This window comes from Janthinobacterium sp. (assembly GCF_031995485.1).
Lineage (GTDB): Bacteria > Pseudomonadota > Gammaproteobacteria > Burkholderiales > Burkholderiaceae_D > Janthinobacterium.
Map to the genome: position 1 here is coordinate 1 of NZ_DAMAGB010000032.1, position 19,313 is coordinate 19,313.

Consider the following 19,313-nt stretch of genomic DNA (forward strand, 5'->3'; position numbering starts at 1 on the left):
TGCCCAACTACCTGGGCTGGCGCTGGATACTCGACGCGCGCCGCATCATGTCGCCGGAGAGCTTGCTCAAAGCCACGCTCGGTTTTTTTCCACACATGACAGTGACATAGCCAAATAAAGCGTCAAAAAATTGATCTGCATGCCGCTTTTGGCTAGCCGGGCCTACTCCCTTTGACGTATGGCCTTGACGCTACCCTCGCATTACACTTAGTTATTCGCTAATCAAATGAAGAGAGTGTCATGCATAAGGTCAACGTCGACGGCTTGTTGTCGAGCCAAGCTCTGTTTCGCCATATTTCCCCTTCGCAGCTCGAACAATTGCGCCAGGATGTGGTGCGTGTCGAAGTCGAAAAAGGCAAGGTCCTGTTCCGCAAGGGTGAAGTCGCCGAAGGCGCTTATGTGGTGGTCTTCGGCCTGGTCAAGCTGAGCGTGTTTTCGATGGAAGGCACCGACAAGGTCCTCGAACTGATCCGCCCGGGCCAGAGCTTCGGCGAAGCCATGATCTTCCTCGACGAACCGTATCCTTTCTGCGCCGAAGCGCTCGAACACTGCCTGCTGCTGCGCATCCCGCCACACGCGCTGCTGCGCCTGCTGGACCAGTCGCCGCGCATCGCGCGCCAGATGATGAACAGCCTGTCGCACCACCTGATGGGTTTTATCCGCAATGTGGAGCGCTGCTCGGTGCAGAACGCCACCCAGCGCGTGGTCGAATACCTGCTGCAGGCGTCCGACCAGCAGCGCTCGAACGAAGTCAAGCTGGACCTCAAGAAAAGCCTGCTGGCGTCCTTCCTGAACCTGGCGCCCGCGACCCTGTCGCGCGTGCTGCACCAGCTGACCGACCTGCACCTGATCAAGGTCAGCGGCTCGCTGATCCAGATCCAGCCCGATGCGCTGAAAACGTATCGGCATGGCGCCACCACGGCGTTGCTGAATTAAGTCCTGTTTCAGGCTTTTGCAGCCGGCAGGGTCAGCCGCCAGAACAGCAGAGCCAGCAAGCTGACCGCCGCCCCCAGCCCGCACACCGCCTGCCACCCCGCCAGCGCATACACGCTGGTGGCGGCAATCGCTCCCGCGCCGCTCCCCACCGCATAGAACAGCATGTAGCAGGCCACCAGGCGGCTGTGTGCGTCGCTGTCGTCCTTGAAGATCAGGCTCTGGTTGGTCACGTGGATGGCCTGGCCTGCCAGGTCCAGCGCGATGATGCCGACGACCAGAGGCCACAGCGCGCTGCAGGCAAAATTCAACGGCAGCCAGGAGGCGGCCAGCAGCAACAGCGCCGCGCCCGTGGTCCACTGCGCGCGGCCGCGGTCCGCCAGCGCGCCGGCGCGCGCCGCGCCCAGCGCGCCCACCACGCCCACCAGCCCGAAGGCGCCGACGGCGGAGTGGCTGTAGCCTTGTGCGGTCAGGGGAAACACCAGCGCGCTCCAGAAAATATTAAATACGGCAAACAGCAGCATGGCCAGCACGCCGCGCACCTGCAGCACTTTATTGGTCGCCAGCATGCCCAGCATGGATGACAGCAGGGCGCCATACGACAGTTTATGCGTGACGGGTGCGGGCGGCGGCAGGCGGCGCCACAGCAGCAACAGCAAACCCAGCGACAGCGCGGCCGACAGCAGGTACACGGCGCGCCAGCCGGCCAGGTCCGTCACCACGCCCGACAAGGTGCGCGCCAGCAACAGGCCGATCACCACGCCGCCTTGCGCCATGCCTACCACCTGGCCCCGTTCATGGCTGGCCGCCGCGCTGGCCGCATAGGCGATCAGCCCCTGCGTCATGGCCGTGCCCAGCAAACCGGCCAGCAGCATGCCGGCCAGCAGCGCGGCCGTCGAAGTGGCGCAGGCCAGCGCCGCAAGACTGCTACTCAGCATTGCCAGCTGGATCAAGGTCAGTCTGCGCCGGTTCAGCATGTCGCCCAGCGGCACCACCAGCAGCAGCGCCAGCGCGCAGCCGGTCTGCGTGGCCGTGATCACCATTCCGCTGCCGGCATCCGTCATGCCGAATTCGTGCGCCAGGGTGGCCAGCAGCGGCTGGGCGTAATAGACATTGGCCACGCACAAGCCGGCTGCAGTGGCAAACAGCCAGACCACAGAGGGAGCCAGTGTTGTGGCAGGGGAAGAGGTATCGCGCATCGTGGTTCTTTCGGCTAAGTAGTTGCAAATTAAAACCAGTTGGAGTTTATGCCGACAAGTTTTAAAATGCAACTACTAATCCCTGGAGAACTCCGATGGCCAAACGCAAGAGTATGCGGTCCGATCCCTGCCCGGTGGCGCGCGCGCTCGATGTGATCGGCGAGCGCTGGGCGCTGCTGATCGTGCGCGATGCGTTCGACGGCATGCGCCGCTTCGGCGAATTCCAGAAAAGCCTGGGCGTGGCCCGCAATATCCTGGCCGACCGCCTGCAGGCGCTGGTCGACGAAGGCATCTTTACGGTGGCGCCAGCCTCGGACGGCAGCGCCTACCAGGAATATGTGCTGGCATCCAAGGGCCTGGCCCTGTTCCCGGTGGTGGTCGGTTTGCGCCAGTGGGGCGAGGCGCAATTGTTCGACAAGGGCGAAGCGCATTCGACGCTGCTGGAAAAGGACAGCGGCGCGGCGCTGCCAGCCATGCAGGTCGTCAGCAAAGATGGCCGCGTGCTGCAGGTCAGCGACACGCAGGTGCACAAGGTCCGGCCATGACACGCGTGGCGGTGATCGGTGGCGGCATCACGGGCGTGACCACCGCCTATGCGCTGGCCAGGCGCGGCGCGCATGTCACGCTGATCGAGCGCCACCGCTACGCGGCGATGGAAACCTCGTTCGCCAATGGCGGGCAGCTGTCGGCTTCGCATGCGGAAGTGTGGAACCATAAATACACGATTCTCAATGCCCTCAAATGGATGGCCCGGCGCGACGCGCCACTGCTGCTGCACCCGCGCCCCGGCTGGCACAAGCTGTCGTGGTTTGCCGAGTTCCTTGCCGCCATGCCGCACTACGAGCGAAACACGATTGCCACCGCGCGCATGGCGATCGCTGCGCGCGAGCACCTGTTTGCCTGGGCAGCCGATGAAGCCATCGACTTCGACCACCGCCGCGCCGGCATCCTGCATGTGTACCGCGAACGCGCCGGCTTCGAGCGCGCGGCGGGCGTGTCGCAGATGCTGGCAAAAGGCGGCCTGGTACGCCGCGCCGTCACCCCGCACGAGATGCGCGCCATCGAGCCCGCCCTGGCCGGACAGTTCTATGGCGGCTACTACACGGACAGCGATTCCACCGGCGATATCCACAAATTCACCACGGGCCTGGCCGACGCCTGCGCGCGGCGAGGCGTGGCCTGCCGGTATGGCCAGGCCATCACTGCCTTGAAACCTGAAAACGGCCGCGTACGCGTCACCACCGATGCCGCCAGCGCGCTGTTCGACGCGGCCGTGATCTGCGCCGGCACGGCCAGCCGCGCCATGGCGGCCATGCTGGGCGACCGTGTGAATGTCTATCCGGTCAAGGGCTATTCGATTACCGTGCAGCTGGACGACCCGGCCAGCCGCGCTGCCGCGCCCACCGTCAGCCTGCTCGACGATGCCGCCAAACTGGTCAGCAGCCGCCTGGGCGAAGACCGCTTGCGCGTGGCCGGCACGGCCGAATTCAACGGCGAGAACAGGGACATTCGCGCCGACCGCGTGGCGCCGCTGCTGCGCTGGGTCGAGCAGCATTTTCCCGGTATCGCAACGCGGCGCGTGGTGCCGTGGGCCGGCCTGCGCCCGATGCTGCCCGCCATGCTGCCGAAAGTGGGAGCGGGCAGGGCGCCGGGCGTGTTCTACAACACCGGCCACGGCCATCTGGGCTGGACCCTGGCGGCGGCGACTGCCGAAATGGTCAGCGACGCCGTGCTGGCGCAAACTGGAGCTTGACCAGTGCCATCCATCGCCATCCTGATCTTCCCCGGCGTGCCGGCGCCCGACGTCGGCGGGCCGATGGATGTGTTTGTGGAGGCGAACAGCTTTTTGCCGTCGGAGCGGCGTTAAAAGATCGCCGCCATCGCTGTACGCTGGCCTTGCTGGAGCCGTCACCTCCAAGCATGCGCTCGATACTGGACATCCATCTGCGCCATCCGACGCTGCCGTATGGCGCTTTTTTTGAAGACATGCTGCTGGAAGACTGTTTTTACGGTTGATATGACGGTGGCGCGGCATGCCAAGGAAAAGCAGGAACAGGCAGGTTTCGGGCAGGATCGGGCGAGTGCGCGGTGGGCGCAGGTTCTATCATCAGCCCTTGCTGAATATACGGGAACCTGTATGAAAAAACTGATGATCTATGGCGCGACCGGCTACACCGGCCGCATGGCGGCGCAGCATGCCGCGGCAGCGGGCACGCCGCTGGTCCTGGCGGGACGCAACGAGGCGGCGCTGGCGTCGCTGGCCGCCAGCCTGGGCGTGGAATACCGCGTGTTCCCGCTCGGCGATACGATGGTGGTGGACCACGCGCTGCGCGGCGTTGGCGTGCTGCTCAACTGCGCCGGGCCGTTTGCCGCGACTGCTGAAATCCTGATGCGGGCCGGCATGCGCAATGGCGTGCATTATCTCGACGTGGCCGCGGAACTGGACGGCTATCGCCTGGCCGAACTGCTCGACGGCGAAGCCCGTGCCGCCGGCGTGATGCTGTTGCCGGGCAGCGGTGGCAGCGTCGCCATGCTCGGTTGCCTGGCCGGCCACGCCGTGGCGAGAAGCCTCCATCCATCGCATATCAGGGTGGCCATGCATGTCTCTGGCGGCCTGTCGCGCGGCTCGGCGGTCAGCGCCATGGCCAGCGTTACTGCCGAAACGCTGGCGCGCACCGGCGGCAAACTCGTGGCCAGCACGCCCGGCGCGATCCGCCAGTTCGACTTCGGCAGCGGCCCCGTCGACTGCTTCCAGGTGACGCTGCCCGATCTCGTCACGATCTGGCGCGCCACCGGCGTACCCGGCATCGAAGCCTTTGTCCATGTGACAGGCGAGGGATTTCCACAGGGTGAACTGTCGGCGCTGCCGGATGGACCCGGTGAACAGGAAAGGCTGGCCAACCGCTACCAGGCCGTGGCCGAGGTCACCGGTGCCGGCGGCGCTGTCGTGCGCTCGGTGCTCGATACGGTCAATGGCTACACGTTCACGGCCACTGCCGCCGCCGAGGCAGGCCGGCGCGTGCTGGCCGGCGAGCATCGTTCCGGCTTCCAGACGCCGGCCGGATTGTTCGGCAATGGCTTTGCCGCCACCATCGCCGACACCACCATCACCGACCTCTGACGACAGCCATGGAAAAGCTGGCTGACACCTTCATACAGGCCAGCAATGCTATCGATGTTTCTTGGCGGATGGCCACGGCAAGCGCAGCGTGGCCCGTGCCGCCACGCCTATCGCACCATGTCGCCTAACGCACCATGTCGCCTAACGCGGCGCGTCCCTGCGGCGTCAGGAATGGCCCGACCTTGTTGTAGGGCAGCAGGAATTCCTGCTCGCAGCCGCTGCCGCGCGCGTCCTCCCAGAACGACACGCCTTCGCGCTTGAGCGACACGTGATAGCGGCCCTTGCCCGGGTAGTCGCCCTTGCATTCGGGGTCCGCCACGGCATCCTTGAACAGGGCCTGGCGCAAACGCGGCGGCAGTTCGCTCTTGTCGTCGGCCGCGCCGTCGCCCTTGGTGGCGCGCGTGCCGAACCAGGTCCAGGGGTCGGTTTCCTGTCCTGTTGCCAGGTCCCAGGTGCGGTAGTTCATCGAGATGCCGCTGGCGCCGTAGCCGGCGGCCCAGCGATAGAATTTGACGGTCACCCAGCGCGCTGACCAGTAGGTCGGTCCGGCGTCCACTTCCGCTTCCGCCGCCCAGCCGTTTTGGCCCAGGTGCTGGCGGCGCGTGTCGAAATAATCTTCCAGGTCCTTGGTGTTTTTCGCCAGCACGCCGCGCAGTTGCGCATTGACTTTTGCCACGCCGTCGCCGGGCGCCAGCAGCTCCACCGTGACCGTATCGGCCACGCTTAAAGTACGGTATTGATGGCCTTCGAAGGTCTTCGTTTTTGACGTTTTCAGTGCCGGAAAAGTTTCCAGCGCGGTGTTGTAGGCGTCAGTGGCGCAGGCCGGGTGATCGAGGCCGCCGGCCCGCTCAAGCAGGGTCAGCGCGACGGGCAGCGACTTGCCGGTTTTCGGATGCGTCCAGCTGCCCGCGATCTTGCCGCCCTGCGGCGGATTCAGGCTCCAGTTGCCGGTGACCTGGTTGTCCGGACCGGTTTCCTTCCACGCCGTCTTGCCTTCGGCCTTGGACAGCATGATGGGCGACTTGTAGCGCGTATAGTAATAGCTGCCGCTGCTGTCCGAACCGCTGCCAGGCTGGTTGAAGCAGGCGACGATATCGGCGCCGCCGAGCTTGCCCTGCCAGACCCCTTGCAGGGAGGCGTCGGCCGCCACGGCGAAGGGCAGGGCGGACAGGGACAGCAGACAAAAGGCAAGGCGGCGCATCGATTTTCCTCAGGGGTTGGCGTGGCCCCGATTCTACATGGCTGCCTGTGTTTCGCGCGCCACGATCGCCATCGCTGGCGCCAGGTACTGAACCATCGCGAGGGTGACAAAGCTGCCCTGCATCAGGCGCGGTTCCTGCTGGTGCGCCTGGCGAAATTTCAGCTGCGTGGCCGGGTCCGTGCCCGCATACGACTGGAACAGTGCGCGCCATTGCCGCGCCAGCGCCAGCACGGCAGGATCAGCGGGCGGTGTTTGCTGGTCCATGGCCGCGCGCACGGCGGCGATCAGCGCCGGCCATTCGCTGGCGCGCTTGCCGTAGTTGGCCTGCAGGTGCGCGTATTCGGCGTCGTCCAGAAAAGGGCGGTACAGCGCGATGCGCGAGGCGCCGAACGCGCTGGTGACAAAACCCATCAGCTGCGCGTCGATGCCGGTTTTTTGCTGCATGCCCGGCTCCTGCACATGCATGGCATTGAGGCGCTCGAACAGGCCGGGATGGGCGCCGGTATCGCGTACCAGCTTGATCATCCACTCGGTGCCGAGCGCCTGCGCCTCAAGCGAAGTGGCAGGCGCGCCGCTATTTTTCAAGGCCTGCACGCGCGCCACCAGCGCCTGCCATTCCTGTTCCACCTGCGCGTCGTTCAGCATCGGCAATTGCTGCAATTCCTGCTGCGTAAAATATTTGTCGTACATCGTCATCTGCTCCATTGTGGTCAGCCAGTCGGCCAGTTCCGGCTGCTGTCCCTGCGCCAGCTGCGTTTGCAGCGCCAGCAGGCGCGTGCGCAGGCTGCTGGCCTGCGCCAGCTGGTGATCGAGCATGGCGATCTGTTTCGCCACGATGGTCGCCAGCGGCAGGTCGGACCTGGCCAGTGAAGTTGCGATCTCGGCCAGCGACAGCCCGAACCGGCGCAGCGCCATGATCCGGTGCAGCCGGGCCATGTCGCTGTGCTGGTACAGGCGGTAGCCGGCCTGCGTGCGCGCCGAAGGCGAGAGCAGGCCAATGCTGTCGTAGTGGTGCAGGGTGCGCACGGTCAGGCCCGTGAGCCTGGCCAGCTCGCCTATCTTCAACGACATCGTCTTCTCCTGTTCTTCGGTGCGTGCAGCCACAATGGCGCCTGACGTAGCGTCAGGGTCAAGCAGGAATGTAGCAGAGAGCGGAAAAAAACCGCAAAAAGAATCCGTTGACCTTCATTTTTTTGTACGGTATATTTATAAAACCAAACGGCGACATCAGTTCCCATACGCGTTTGGGCCACATGGAATTACGGAACAATCGTTGTGCGGCGCAGCAAGGCGCGCCATCAGCAGGACTGGAAAGACAATCCGCGCAGACGGATTTTTTTCGCAGTTGGTTTGTACGTTAAATATAATATGCCGCCGGCAACGACCGGCTGGCGAGAGAGACGACCATGATGAAAAGTATCGTTTGCGATACGCCGGGCAGCCTGCGCATGGAGCAGCGGCCCGTCCCCGTGCCGGTTGGCGACGAAGTGCTGGTGCGCGTGCGCCGCATCGGCATCTGCGGCACCGACATGCATATCTTCCGCGGCACGCAACCCTTCCTCAGCTATCCGCGCGTGATGGGCCACGAATTGTCCGGCCATATCGAAAGCGCACCGGCCGGCTCGCGCCTGGCCGTGGGCGATCAGGTGTACGTGATGCCCTACCTGTCCTGCGGCACCTGCGTGGCCTGCCGCCAGGGCAAGACCAACTGCTGCACCCGCATCGAAGTATTGGGCGTGCACCGCGATGGCGGCATGACCGAATACCTGGCGCTGCCGGAACGCTTTGTCTTCAAGACCGAAGGCATCTCGCTCGATGACGCGGCCATGATCGAATTTCTCGCCATTGGCGCACATGCCGTCACGCGTGGCGCGGTCGGCGCCGGCAAGCGCGTGCTGGTGGTGGGAGCCGGTCCGATCGGCATGGCCGTGATGCTGTTCTCGTCGCTGAAAGGCGCCGACGTGACGGTGCTCGATGCGCGCGCCGACCGCCTGCAGTTCTGCCGCGATGCGCTCGGCATCGCCCGCACCGTGCAGCTGGGCGAGGACGACAAGGAGCAATTGTCGAACGCCACCGACGGCGACTTCTTTGACGTGGTGTTCGACGCCACCGGCAATATCGCCGCCATGGAGCGCGGGCTGGAATTCGTCGCCCACGGTGGCTCTTATGTGCTGGTGTCGATCGTGCGCGACCGCCTGTCGTTTTCCGACCCCGAATTCCACAAGCGCGAAACCACCTTGCTGGGCAGCCGCAACGCCACGGCCGAGGATTTCGAAGAGGTGGTGGCGGCCATGAAGGCGGGCAAAGTGCCGACCGCGCTGCTCAATACGCACCGCACCACGCTCGACGAATTTACCAATGTGCTCGAACACTGGATGCAGCCGTCGACCGGCGTCATCAAGGCCATCGTCGAGGTCTGAGATGGACAAGCTCAACCACAACCCCATCCTGCAGTTCGGCACCAGCCGCTTCCTGCAGGCGCATGTCGACCTGTTTGTCAGCGAGGCGGCGGCGGCCGGCGAAGCACTGGGCAATATCACCATCGTGCAGACGACGCACAGTGCGCAGGGCGCGGCGCGCGTGGCGGCGTTTCGCCAGGGCGGCTATCCGGTACGCATCCGCGGCCGGGAACATGGCGCAGAAGTTGACCAGGAACGCCGTGTGCAGGCCGTCACGCAAGCCTGGCAAACGTCGACCGACTGGCCGCAGGTGCGCGAGGCGGCCGTGGCCGCGCGCGTGATCGTCTCGAATACGGGCGACACCGGCTACCAGCTTTCCAATGACGACCATGCGGGCCTCGTGGCGGGCGACGTCGCACCCGCGAGTTTTCCCGCCAAACTGCTGGTGCTGCTGCATGGCCGCCATCTGGCGGGCGCACTGCCTGTCACGATTTTTCCATGCGAGCTGGTGGTCGACAACGGCAGCGTGCTGCGCGACGTGGTGGTCACGCTGGCGCGCCAGTGGCAGCTCGATGGCGCCTTTGTCGACTATCTGCAAAACGGCTGCCTGTGGATCAATTCGCTGGTCGACCGCATCGTCTCGGAAGCCATCGAGCCGATCGGCGCCGTGGCCGAACCGTATGCGCTGTGGGCCATCGAACGGCAGGCAGGCATGCTGCTGCCTTGCAGCCATCCGCAGGTGGTGGTCACCGACGACTTGCGCGCCTACGAACAGCGCAAGCTGTTTTTGCTGAACCTGGGCCACACGTATCTGGCGCAGCTGTGGCAGGACGCCGGCAGCCCCGCTTCGATGACGGTGAAGGAAGCCATGCAGGACGCGGCCATGCTGGCGGCGCTGGAAACCGTGTGGCAGGACGAAGTGCTGCCCGTGTTTGCGGCCATGGGTGCGGACGAAGGCGTAGCGGCGGCAGCCTACCTGGCGCAGGTAAAGGAGCGCTTCAACAATTCCTTCCTGGCGCACCGGCTGGCCGACATCGCGCAGAACCATGGCGAGAAAATCCGCCGCCGCATCGCCCCCGTGGTGGCGCTGGCGCAGCAGCTATGCCCGACGCTGGCCCAGCCCCATCTGCGCGCTTTGCTGGCGACGGGAGTTCAACAATGATGATTCCGTCCGCATGCCTGCCTAACCTGATATCGACTAAAATGGCCCACTTTCCCACTTTCCCTGTCGCCGACATAGCGAGCACCCCCATCCATGTCAAAACCGGCTACCGTCTTCAAGCGCAGTACCAATCTGCTGTTGCAATTTCTCGCCGAGAATGTCGCAGTGGGCGAGATGCTGCCGACGGAGCAGTTCCTGACCACCATCTGCCAGGGCAGCCGTACGGCGATCCGCAGCGCGATTGCGTACCTGTCGACGCGGCGGCTGATCAGCAGTCCGGCCGAACGGCGGCTACTGAGGAAACCGATACCGGGCGATTATTTCGATATCGCCGAACTGCAGTCGGGGGCGGAGCGCATCCAGCAGGTGCTGATGGAACGCGTCTACCAGCGCGACATGCCGCCGGGCGCCGAGTTTTCGGAAGCGGAGCTGGCGCGCGAGGCGGGCGCCAGTACCGTCAGCGTGCGCGAATTCCTGATCGGCTTTTCGCGCTTCGGCCTGATCGAAAAGAAGCCGCGCGGCGGCTGGCGCCTGTGCGCGTTCGACCGCTCGTTCGCCACCGAACTGGCGGACATGCGGCGCATGTTCGAGATGGCGGCAGTGGAGCAGTTTGCCAACCTGCCGCACGGCGATCCGGCGTATGCGGAACTGGCGCGGCTGATCAGGCAGCACGAGAAGCTGGCAGCGAAGATCGACACGCGCCACAACGCGTTTCCGGCGCTGGACCGCGAGTTCCACACGTTTCTGATCGGCCTGCTGAACAACCGTTTCGCGCAGGGCTTCTACGATATCGTCTCGTTCGTGTTTCACTATCATTACCAGTGGGACAAGGGCGAGGAAAAGGGCCGCAACCAGTATGCGGTGCAGGAGCACCTGGCAATTTTGCGGGCGCTGGCCGAACACGACATACCCAAGGCGCTGGAATCCATGAAGTCGCACCTCAATTCTTCGCGCAGCACCATGCTGTCGTCGATCGGCACGCGCGAAAAACTGACGCAGCCGTAAGCGCCAGCACTGCAGGGGAGGGCGCGCAATGAGCCTTGCCAATCCTGTATCCAGCCTGCTGCTGATGTCGCCCGAAGACAACTGCATGATCGCCAGGACCGCACTGGCCCAGGGCGACATCGTCACCATCGACGGCGTCGACGTCACGCTCACGCAAGCTATCCTGATCGGCCACAAGGTGGCGCGCCGCGCGCTGGCGGTAGGCGACAAGGTGCTGCGCTATGGCGCCCTGATCGGCAGCATCACGGCCCCCGTCGCCATCGGTGAGCATATCCATACGCACAACCTGGAAAGCGACTACATCCCCACGTTTACCCTGGGCCAGGACGGCCACCATTTCCTGGACAAGGACGCCAAACAATGAACGCTCCAACAACGACGCCCGCTCTGTCGGGCTACCTGCGCGCCGATGGCCGCAAGGGCATCCGCAATATCGTGGTAGTGGCCTACATGGTCGAATGCGCGCATCACGTGGCGCGCCTGATGGTCAACGCCTTTCCCGGCCAGCCGGTGCACCTGATCGGTTTCACCGGCTGCTTCCCGAACGAATACGCCGACCAGGTAATGCGCCGCCTGCTGACGCACCCGAACGTGGGCGCCGTGCTGCTGGTATCGCTCGGCTGCGAAGGCTTCAACAAGTACGGTTTGTCGAGCGCCGTGGCCGACAGCGACCGCCCGGTCCACACGATTACCATCCAGGAAAACAGCGGTACCCGCCCCAGCGTCAGCAGCGGCGTCGAGTGGATCGGCTGGGCTTTGGCGCACCTTGCGCAGCAAACCCGCGTGCCGATGGGGTTGGACGAACTGGTGGTGGCCACCATCTGCGGCGGCTCCGACAGCACCAGCGGCATCAGCGCCAACCCGGCCGTCGGCGTGGCCTTCGACACCCTGATCGCGGCCGGCAGCCCCTGCATCTTTGAAGAGACGGGCGAACTGGTGGGCTGCGAATACCACATGCAGCGGCGCGCCGTCAGCCCGGACCTGGGCAACGCGATTGTCGAAACCGTGGCCAAGGCCGCGCGCTACTACACCATCATGGGCCATGGCAGCTTTTCGCCCGGGAACGCCGATGGCGGCCTGACCACGCAGGAAGAAAAATCGCTGGGCGCCTATGCCAAGAGCGGCTCTTCGCCCATCGTCGGCATCCTGAAACCGGGCGACCAGCCGGCCGGCGGCGGCCTGTACCTGCTCGACGTGGTGCCGGACGGCGAACCGCGCTTCGGCTTTCCGAACGTGTCCGACAACGCGGAAATCGTCGAACTGATTTCCTGCGGCGCCCATATCACCTTGTTTACCACCGGCCGCGGTTCGGTGGTCGGCTCGGCGATTTCGCCGGTGATCAAGGTGTGCGCCAATCCGCAAACCTTCGAGCGGCTGTCCGACGACATGGACGTCAATGCGGGCAAGATACTGACCGGTGAAGCGAGCCTGGAAGAAGTGGGCGCCGAGATCGTCGCCGCCGTGCTGGACGTGGCCAACGGTGCCTTGAGCCGCTCGGAGGACCTGGGCCACCAGGAGTTCGTGCTGACCTATAAACAATTCGACGCGGTGGGGCCAGGCTGTTTCCCGCTGCGCGCTGCCTGAGAACTGCTGTCATGGATGTCACTCAACACCGTATTCTTCCACGCGGCGGCCTGTCACTGCCTTGCATCGGCATGGGTTGCGCGCCGCTCGGCGGCCTGTACCAGCCGGTCAGCGACGCGCAGGCGCGCAATACGCTCGATGGCGCCTGGGAGGCCGGCGTGCGCTTTTTCGACACGGCGCCGTACTACGGCTATACCCAGTCCGAACATCGCCTGGGCGCGGCCCTGCGCGAGCGGCCACGCAACGAGTTCGTGATCAGCACCAAGGTGGGCCGGCTGATGCGTCCCGACGCCTCCGTGCGCCCCGGCGACGACGGCTTCGCCGCGCCGCTGCCGTTCCGCCCGCAGTATGACTACACCTATGACGGCATCCTGCGCTCGCACGACGACAGCCTGCAGAGGCTTGGCCTGGAGCGCATCGATATCCTGTTCGTGCACGATATCGGCAGTGTCACGCACGGCGAACACGATCAGCAATACTGGCGCCAGCTTCTGGATGGCGGCGGCTTTCGCGCGCTCGACCAGCTGCGCAGCAGCGGGCAGGTGAAAGCCGTGGGTCTCGGTGTCAATGAATGCGAGATCGTGCAGCGGGCGATGGGCGAATTCGACCTGGACTGCACACTGCTGGCCGGCCGCTACACCTTGCTGGAACAAGCCTCGCTGTCGTCGCTGCTGGACCTGTGCGTAGAGCGTGGCAACGCCATCGTGATCGGCGGGCCATTCAACTCGGGCGTGCTGGCCGGCAACGGCAAGTTCAATTACGCCGACGCGCCGGACGCCATCCTGCAGCGCGTGGCGCAGCTCGACGCCATCTGCCGCGAATTCCATGTGCCGCTGCAGGCGGCCGCGCTGCAGTTCCCGCTCGCGCATCCGGCCGTAGTGTCCTGCATCCCCGGCGGCCAGGACCTGGCGCAGCTGCGGCAGAACCTGGACTGGTTCGCCACGCCGCTGCCCGCCGGCTTGTGGACGGCGTTGCAGGGAGCGGGCCTGATCGACGCGCGCGCCCCCGTGCCTTCCCCGGTACCGGCGGGAGCCGCATGATGCGCATCGACGCCCATCAGCATTTCTGGCAACTGGCCGCGCGTGCCGGCGGCTGGCCGCCACCGTCCCTGGCCGCGATCTACCGCGATTTTGCGCCCGGCGACCTGGCGCCGCTGCTGGCCGAACATGGCGTGGCAGGCACGGTGCTGGTGCAGTCGCTGCCCTCTGAGGCGGATACCGGCTGGCTGCTGGCGCTGGCCGAGCGCGCCGGCTTTATCCGCGCCGTGGTGGGCTGGACCGATCTGCTGGCTGTCGATGCACCGGCCGCGATTGCCCGCCTGGCGTCAAACAGCAAGCTGAAAGGCCTGCGGCCGATGCTGCAGGACCTCGACGACGAGCAGTGGATCGCCAACCCTGCGCTGGCGCCGGGCTTGAGGGCCATGGTGGAACACGGCCTGCGCTTCGACGCGCTGGTGCTGCCGCGCCACTTGCCGGCGCTGCTGCAATGTGCACGCGACTATCCGGCCTTGTCGATCGTGATCGACCATGCAGCCAAGCCGCCGATCGCCGATGCCTCGTTTGGACAGTGGCGCGAAGACATGGCGCAGCTGGCGGCGCTGCCGAACGTGCACTGCAAGCTGTCGGGAATGGTGACGGAAGCGAAACAGGACTGGAACGTGGATGACCTGCGCCCGTACGTGTCGCATGTGCTGGAAGTGTTTGGCGCGCAGCGCGTGATCTGGGGCAGCGACTGGCCGGTGGTGGACCTGGCGGGCGGCTATGGCGCCTGGCTGTCAGCCAGCGAGACCTTGCTCGCGCATCTGGGACAGCAGGACCGCAACGATATTTTCGGTCTCAATGCCTGCCGGTTTTATGGGTTCAAATGACGTGCTGGTTTTGTCGGCTTGCGCCGTGCCGGCTAAGCCGACCTACACTTCCTGCGAACCAGCGAACCGCGGCGTTACATATTGTAGCTTGGCTTAGCCGGCCCTGGCCGGCGTAAGCCAACAAAGAGGAATCGAAATGCAAAGAATGGGCATGGTCATCGGCATTGCGCCGGAGCGCATCGATGAGTACAAGACGCTGCACGCAGCGGTCTGGCCGCAGGTGCTGGACCGGCTGGCGCAGGCGAACGTCGGCAATTACTCGATCTTCCTGCGCGAGCCGGAAAACCTGCTGTTCGGCTACTGGGAATACCACGGCAGCGATTTCAAGGCTGATATGGCAGCGATTGCAGCGGACCCGGAAACGCAGCGCTGGTGGACCTTCTGCGCGCCGTGCCAGGTCCCCCTGGCCTCGCGCGCCGAGGGGGAACACTGGGCGATGATGGAGCAGGTTTTTCATATGAATTAGACGTAGACCCCAAAGCGAAGACCGGGGTCGGACCCTCAGGTTCCGACCCCGGCAGTTCAAGGGTTCGGTTAAAAATAAAGGAGACAGAAATGACCGCCAGACTACAAGGCAAAACCGCACTGCTCACCGCCGCCGGCCAGGGCATCGGCCGCGCCACCGCCGAAGCCTTCGTGCGCGAAGGCGCGACCGTGATCGCCACCGATATCAACCAGTCCCAGCTCGATGCGCTGAAAGAAGCGACCGGCTGCACCGTGCGCCTGCTCGACGTCACCGACGGCGCCGCCATCACCGCGCTGGTGAACGAGATCGGCCCCGTCGATATCCTGTTCAACTGCGCCGGATTCGTCGACGGCGGCACCATCCTCGATTGCGACGATGCCGCCTGGGACCGCTCGTTCGAGATCAACGCCCGCTCGATGTACCGCCTGATGCGCGCCGTGCTGCCCGGCATGCTGGAAAAAGGCGCCGGCTCCATCGTCAATATGTCGTCCGTGGCGTCGAGCGTGAAGGGCGCGCCGAACCGCTTTATCTATGGCACCTCGAAAGCGGCCGTGGTCGGCATGACCAAGTCGGTGGCGGCGGACTTTGTCACGCGCGGCATCCGCTGCAATGCCATCTGCCCCGGCACCATCGAGTCGCCGTCGCTCAAGGAGCGCATCGCCGCCCAGGCCGCAGCGACGGGCGTCAGCGTCGCCGAGGTGCAGGCGGCATTCGTCGCGCGCCAGCCGATGGGACGCGTCGGCAAGGCCGATGAAATCGCTGCGCTGGCCGTCTACCTGGCTTCCGACGAATCCGCCTTTACGACTGGCATGACACACGTCATCGATGGCGGCTGGTCAAATTAATCACTACAACAACGAGAGACATACATGAAACTGATGCGTTATGGCGCCAAGGGCGCTGAAAAACCTGCACTGATCGATGCGAATGGCGCCGTGCGCGACCTGTCCGGCGTGCTGCCCGATATTACCGGCGCGACCTTGAGCAAGGATAAGCTGGCGACCCTGGCCGCCGTCGATATCGCCAGCCTGCCAGTGGTGGAAAATCCGGGCCGCATCGCGCCGCCATGGAAAGGCGTGGGCAAGTTTTTGTGCGTGGGCCTGAACTATGCCGACCATGCGGCCGAATCGGGCATGGCGGTGCCGGCCGAACCGGTGCTGTTCATGAAAGCGACCAGCGCCGTCATCGGCGCCAACGACGCCGTGGTGCTGCCGCAGGACTCGAAAAAGAGCGACTGGGAAGTGGAACTGGGCGTGGTGATCGGCACCACCGCGCGCTATGTGTCGGAAGCCGATGCGCTGTCGCACGTGGCCGGCTACTGCGTGGTAAACGACCTGTCCGAGCGCGAATATCAGCTCGAGCGCGGCGGCCAGTGGGACAAGGGCAAGGGCTGCGATACCTTCGGTCCGATCGGCCCGTGGCTGGTGACCGCCGACGAAGTGGCGGACCCGCAGAACCTGGGCCTGTGGCTGGAAGTGAACGGCAAGCGGGTCCAGGACGGCAACACGAAAACCATGGTGTTCGGCGTGGCCAACCTGGTCAGCTACATCAGCCGCTTCATGACCCTGTACCCGGGCGACATCATCAGCACCGGCACGCCGCCGGGCGTGGGCATGGGCCAGAAACCGGCAGCCGTGTACCTGAAGCCGGGCGACACCATGCGCCTGGGCATCACCGGCCTCGGCGAGCAGCAGCAGACCGTACACGCCTGGAATCCGGAACTGATCGACAACTGAACAAGCCGCACCGGCGCGCCAAACATGCACAGACATGGGCGCGCCGTTATATCGCAGTGGAGTGGAGGAGACACACCATGAATCAATCCGAAGAGATACTGGCGCTCAAAAGCGTGAGCAAGCGCTTTCCCGGCGTGCTGGCGCTGGACAATGTGAGCTTCAGTTTGCGCCGCGGCGAAGCGCATGCGCTGTGCGGCGAAAACGGCGCCGGCAAGTCCACCCTGATGAAGGTGATGAGCGGCGTGTACCAGGCCGACGAGGGGGAACTGGTCTACAAGGGCAAGGTGTGCAGTTTTACCTGCAGCGTGGATGCGGAGGCGGCCGGCATCGCCATCATCCACCAGGAGCTGAACCTGATCCCGCACCTGAGCGTGGCCGAAAATATTTTCCTGGCGCGCGAGCCGGTGCGCGGCATTTTCATCGACCGCAAGAAGATGCGCGCCGATGCGCAGGCCTTGCTGGACCGCCTCAAGCTGCGCATCGATCCGCGCCAGCTGGTGAAGAACCTGTCGTGTGCGCAGCAGCAGATGGTGGAAATCGCCAAGGCGCTGTCGCTGAACACGGAAGTGCTGATCATGGACGAACCCACCTCGTCGCTGACGGAAAGCGAAACGGGCCAGCTGTTCGAGATCATCAACGAGATCAAGCGCAATGGCGTGAGCGTGGTGTATATCTCGCACCGCCTGGAAGAGATGCAGCATATTATCGACCGCGTGACGGTGCTGCGCGACGGCAAATTCGTCAGTACCGACGACTTTAATTCCATCAGCCTCGACGCCATCGTCGCCAAGATGGTGGGCCGCACGCTCGATGAAAAATTCCCCGAACGCTTTTCGAAACCGACCGGCGACGTGCTGCTGCGCGTGACGGACCTGCACCGCAAGGACGTCTTCGGTCCGCTCAGCTTCGACCTGAAGCGCGGCGAGATCCTCGGCTTCTCTGGCCTGATGGGAGCAGGGCGCACGGAAGTGGCGCGCGCCATCTTCGGCGCCGATCCACTGACCAGCGGCGCGATCCACCTGGGCGACACCGAGATCACCGTCAATAGTCCGATCGACGCGATCGACCACGGCATCGCCTACCTGTCCGAAGACCGCAAGAGCCACGGCCTGGCGATCCGCATGTCGGTGGCGGCCAACCTGACCCTGACCAATGTGTCGGCACTGTCCAACCGTTTCGGCTTCATCGATTTTGCGAAAGAGGAAGCGGTGGCGAAGCAGTACATCGCGGCGCTCGGCATCAAGACGCCGACGTCGAAGCAGATCGCGCGCAATCTGTCGGGCGGCAACCAGCAGAAGATCGTCATCAGCAAATGGCTGTACCGTGAATCGAAAATCATCTTCTTTGACGAACCGACGCGCGGCATCGACGTGGGCGCCAAGTTCGCGATCTACCAGCTGCTCGACAAGCTGGCGTCCGAGGGCATCGGCGTGGTGCTGATCACCTCCGAGCTGCCCGAGATCATGGGCATGACGGACCGGGTGGCCGTGTTCCACGAAGGTCGCATCAGCGGCATCGTCAATACGCGCGAGTCGTCGCAGGAAGAAATCATGCACCTTGCCTCGGGCCGCGTCGCCGGCCAGGCCGCAATTCATTGATATTAAAAAGCCATATCAGAAAGCCACAAGAAAATGAATAAAGAACTGATCCAAAAATTTGCCGCGCTGGGCAGCCTGTCCTTGCTGCTGCTGGTGTTTTCGCTGACCAGCGACGCCTTTTTCTCGGTCAGCAATGGCATGAGCGTGGCGCTGCAGGTGACCTCGATTGCATATCTCGGCATCGCCGCCACCTGCGTCATCATCACCGGCGGCATTGACTTGAGTTCCGGCTCGGTGCTGGCGCTGGCCGGCGTGGCCGCGGCACTGCTGGTCAAGAGCGGCGTGCCGGTGCCGGTCGCCATGCTGGGCGGCATCGTGGTGGGCGCCATGTGCGGCGCCGTCAACGGTTTCTGCATCACGCAATTGAAACTCCCGCCATTCATCGCCACGCTGGGCATGATGCTGATCGCGCGCGGCCTGGCGCTGCAGGTAACCGGTGCGCGCGCCATTTCCGGCCTGGGCGAGTCGTTCGGCGAACTGGGAAATGGCGTGCTGTGGCGCATCGAGCGCGACACGGGCGGCACCTTTCCCGAAGTCGTCTTCCCCGGCATTCCATATCCGGTGGTGCTGATGGTGGTGATCGCCGTGGCCGTGTCCATCATGCTCAGCCGCACCACCTTTGGCCGACATATCTATGCGGTCGGCTCGAACGCCGAGGCGGCGCGCCTGTCGGGCGTCAAGGTGGGCCGCGTCACGCTGCTGGTGTACACGCTGTCCGGCGCCTTGTCGGGCCTGACCGGCTGCGTGCTGATGTCGCGCCTGGTGACGGCGCAGCCGAACGAAGGCGTGATGTACGAACTCGATGCGATCGCCAGCGCGGTGATCGGCGGCGCTTCGCTGATCGGCGGCATCGGCACCATTTCCGGCACCGTCATCGGCTCGTTCGTGATCGGCATCCTGCGCAATGGCCTGAACATGAACGGCGTATCGAGTTTTATCCAGCAAATCATTATCGGACTGGTCATCCTGCTGACCGTCTGGATCGATCAGAAGCGCAACCGCGCCTGAAGCAGTAAGGTAACCACGTTGAAGTAGTCAAAAC

19 protein-coding genes and 1 pseudogene are annotated in these 19,313 nt (G+C 64.4%); 17 read left to right on the top strand and 3 right to left on the bottom strand.

Annotation, left to right across the window (positions count from 1 at the left end; translation table 11 throughout):
- A pseudogene (locus RTQ46_RS17230) lies at positions 1-110 on the top strand (IS1595 family transposase); the annotation flags it as partial.
- Positions 111-240: 130 nt separating this feature from the next.
- Positions 241-936, top strand: coding sequence for a Crp/Fnr family transcriptional regulator (locus RTQ46_RS17235; RefSeq protein WP_312438438.1), 696 nt, complete (start codon positions 241-243; stop codon positions 934-936).
- Between the two features lie 8 nt (positions 937-944).
- On the opposite strand, the gene RTQ46_RS17240 is transcribed toward RTQ46_RS17235, so the two are convergent.
- Positions 945-2,132 (bottom strand): MFS transporter, encoded by a 1,188-nt coding sequence (locus tag RTQ46_RS17240; protein WP_312438440.1) that lies wholly within the window; start codon positions 2,130-2,132, stop codon positions 945-947.
- Positions 2,133-2,227: 95 nt separating this feature from the next.
- Between RTQ46_RS17240 and RTQ46_RS17245 the strand changes: the two genes are divergently transcribed.
- From RTQ46_RS17245 to RTQ46_RS17255, 3 genes are all read left to right on the top strand, one after another.
- Positions 2,228-2,677: a helix-turn-helix domain-containing protein gene (locus tag RTQ46_RS17245; RefSeq protein WP_312438442.1), complete on the top strand. Its 450-nt coding sequence runs from the start codon at positions 2,228-2,230 to the stop codon at positions 2,675-2,677.
- Entirely contained in the window at positions 2,674-3,885 is a 1,212-nt protein-coding gene (locus tag RTQ46_RS17250; protein ID WP_312438444.1) for a D-amino acid dehydrogenase, read from the top strand. The genes RTQ46_RS17245 and RTQ46_RS17250 overlap by 4 nt, the downstream gene beginning before the upstream one ends.
- A gap of 384 nt (positions 3,886-4,269) precedes the next feature.
- Positions 4,270-5,253, top strand: coding sequence for a saccharopine dehydrogenase NADP-binding domain-containing protein (locus RTQ46_RS17255; RefSeq protein ID WP_312438446.1), 984 nt, complete (start codon positions 4,270-4,272; stop codon positions 5,251-5,253).
- Positions 5,254-5,377: 124 nt separating this feature from the next.
- Here the strand turns inward: RTQ46_RS17255 and RTQ46_RS17260 are convergent, their stop codons facing one another.
- Together RTQ46_RS17260 and RTQ46_RS17265 are read right to left on the bottom strand one after the other, a co-directional pair.
- Positions 5,378-6,454 (bottom strand): hypothetical protein, encoded by a 1,077-nt coding sequence (locus tag RTQ46_RS17260; RefSeq protein ID WP_312438447.1) that lies wholly within the window; start codon positions 6,452-6,454, stop codon positions 5,378-5,380.
- Between the two features lie 33 nt (positions 6,455-6,487).
- On the bottom strand, positions 6,488-7,525 hold the full coding sequence (locus RTQ46_RS17265; RefSeq protein WP_312438449.1) for a MerR family transcriptional regulator: 1,038 nt from the start codon (positions 7,523-7,525) through the stop codon (positions 6,488-6,490).
- 338 nt (positions 7,526-7,863) lie between these two features.
- On the opposite strand from RTQ46_RS17265, the gene RTQ46_RS17270 reads away from it, so the two are divergent.
- From RTQ46_RS17270 to RTQ46_RS17325, 12 genes are all read left to right on the top strand, one after another.
- Positions 7,864-8,874: a zinc-binding alcohol dehydrogenase family protein gene (locus tag RTQ46_RS17270; RefSeq protein ID WP_312438583.1), complete on the top strand. Its 1,011-nt coding sequence runs from the start codon at positions 7,864-7,866 to the stop codon at positions 8,872-8,874.
- A 1-nt stretch (position 8,875) separates the two neighbouring features.
- On the top strand, positions 8,876-10,015 hold the full coding sequence (locus tag RTQ46_RS17275) for a mannitol dehydrogenase family protein (RefSeq protein WP_312438451.1): 1,140 nt from the start codon (positions 8,876-8,878) through the stop codon (positions 10,013-10,015).
- A gap of 93 nt (positions 10,016-10,108) precedes the next feature.
- Positions 10,109-11,020, top strand: coding sequence for a GntR family transcriptional regulator (locus tag RTQ46_RS17280; protein WP_312438453.1), 912 nt, complete (start codon positions 10,109-10,111; stop codon positions 11,018-11,020).
- A 28-nt stretch (positions 11,021-11,048) separates the two neighbouring features.
- Entirely contained in the window at positions 11,049-11,384 is a 336-nt protein-coding gene (locus RTQ46_RS17285) for a UxaA family hydrolase (protein WP_312438455.1), read from the top strand.
- Positions 11,381-12,604, top strand: a complete 1,224-nt coding sequence (locus tag RTQ46_RS17290) for a UxaA family hydrolase (protein WP_312438456.1) — start codon at positions 11,381-11,383, stop codon at positions 12,602-12,604. Before RTQ46_RS17285 ends, RTQ46_RS17290 begins: the two co-directional genes overlap by 4 nt.
- A gap of 11 nt (positions 12,605-12,615) precedes the next feature.
- On the top strand, positions 12,616-13,644 hold the full coding sequence (locus RTQ46_RS17295) for an aldo/keto reductase (protein WP_312438458.1): 1,029 nt from the start codon (positions 12,616-12,618) through the stop codon (positions 13,642-13,644).
- Entirely contained in the window at positions 13,641-14,471 is an 831-nt protein-coding gene (locus tag RTQ46_RS17300; protein ID WP_312438459.1) for an amidohydrolase family protein, read from the top strand. The genes RTQ46_RS17295 and RTQ46_RS17300 overlap by 4 nt, the downstream gene beginning before the upstream one ends.
- 136 nt (positions 14,472-14,607) lie before the next feature.
- Positions 14,608-14,937: an L-rhamnose mutarotase gene (locus tag RTQ46_RS17305; protein ID WP_312438461.1), complete on the top strand. Its 330-nt coding sequence runs from the start codon at positions 14,608-14,610 to the stop codon at positions 14,935-14,937.
- A gap of 89 nt (positions 14,938-15,026) precedes the next feature.
- Positions 15,027-15,782 (top strand): SDR family oxidoreductase, encoded by a 756-nt coding sequence (locus tag RTQ46_RS17310; protein ID WP_312438462.1) that lies wholly within the window; start codon positions 15,027-15,029, stop codon positions 15,780-15,782.
- Positions 15,783-15,806: 24 nt separating this feature from the next.
- Positions 15,807-16,673: a fumarylacetoacetate hydrolase family protein gene (locus RTQ46_RS17315; RefSeq protein ID WP_312438464.1), complete on the top strand. Its 867-nt coding sequence runs from the start codon at positions 15,807-15,809 to the stop codon at positions 16,671-16,673.
- A gap of 77 nt (positions 16,674-16,750) precedes the next feature.
- Positions 16,751-18,271 (top strand): ATP-binding cassette domain-containing protein, encoded by a 1,521-nt coding sequence (locus RTQ46_RS17320; protein WP_312438466.1) that lies wholly within the window; start codon positions 16,751-16,753, stop codon positions 18,269-18,271.
- A gap of 33 nt (positions 18,272-18,304) precedes the next feature.
- Positions 18,305-19,279: an ABC transporter permease gene (locus RTQ46_RS17325; protein WP_092798384.1), complete on the top strand. Its 975-nt coding sequence runs from the start codon at positions 18,305-18,307 to the stop codon at positions 19,277-19,279.
- Positions 19,280-19,313: the final 34 nt, after the last annotated feature.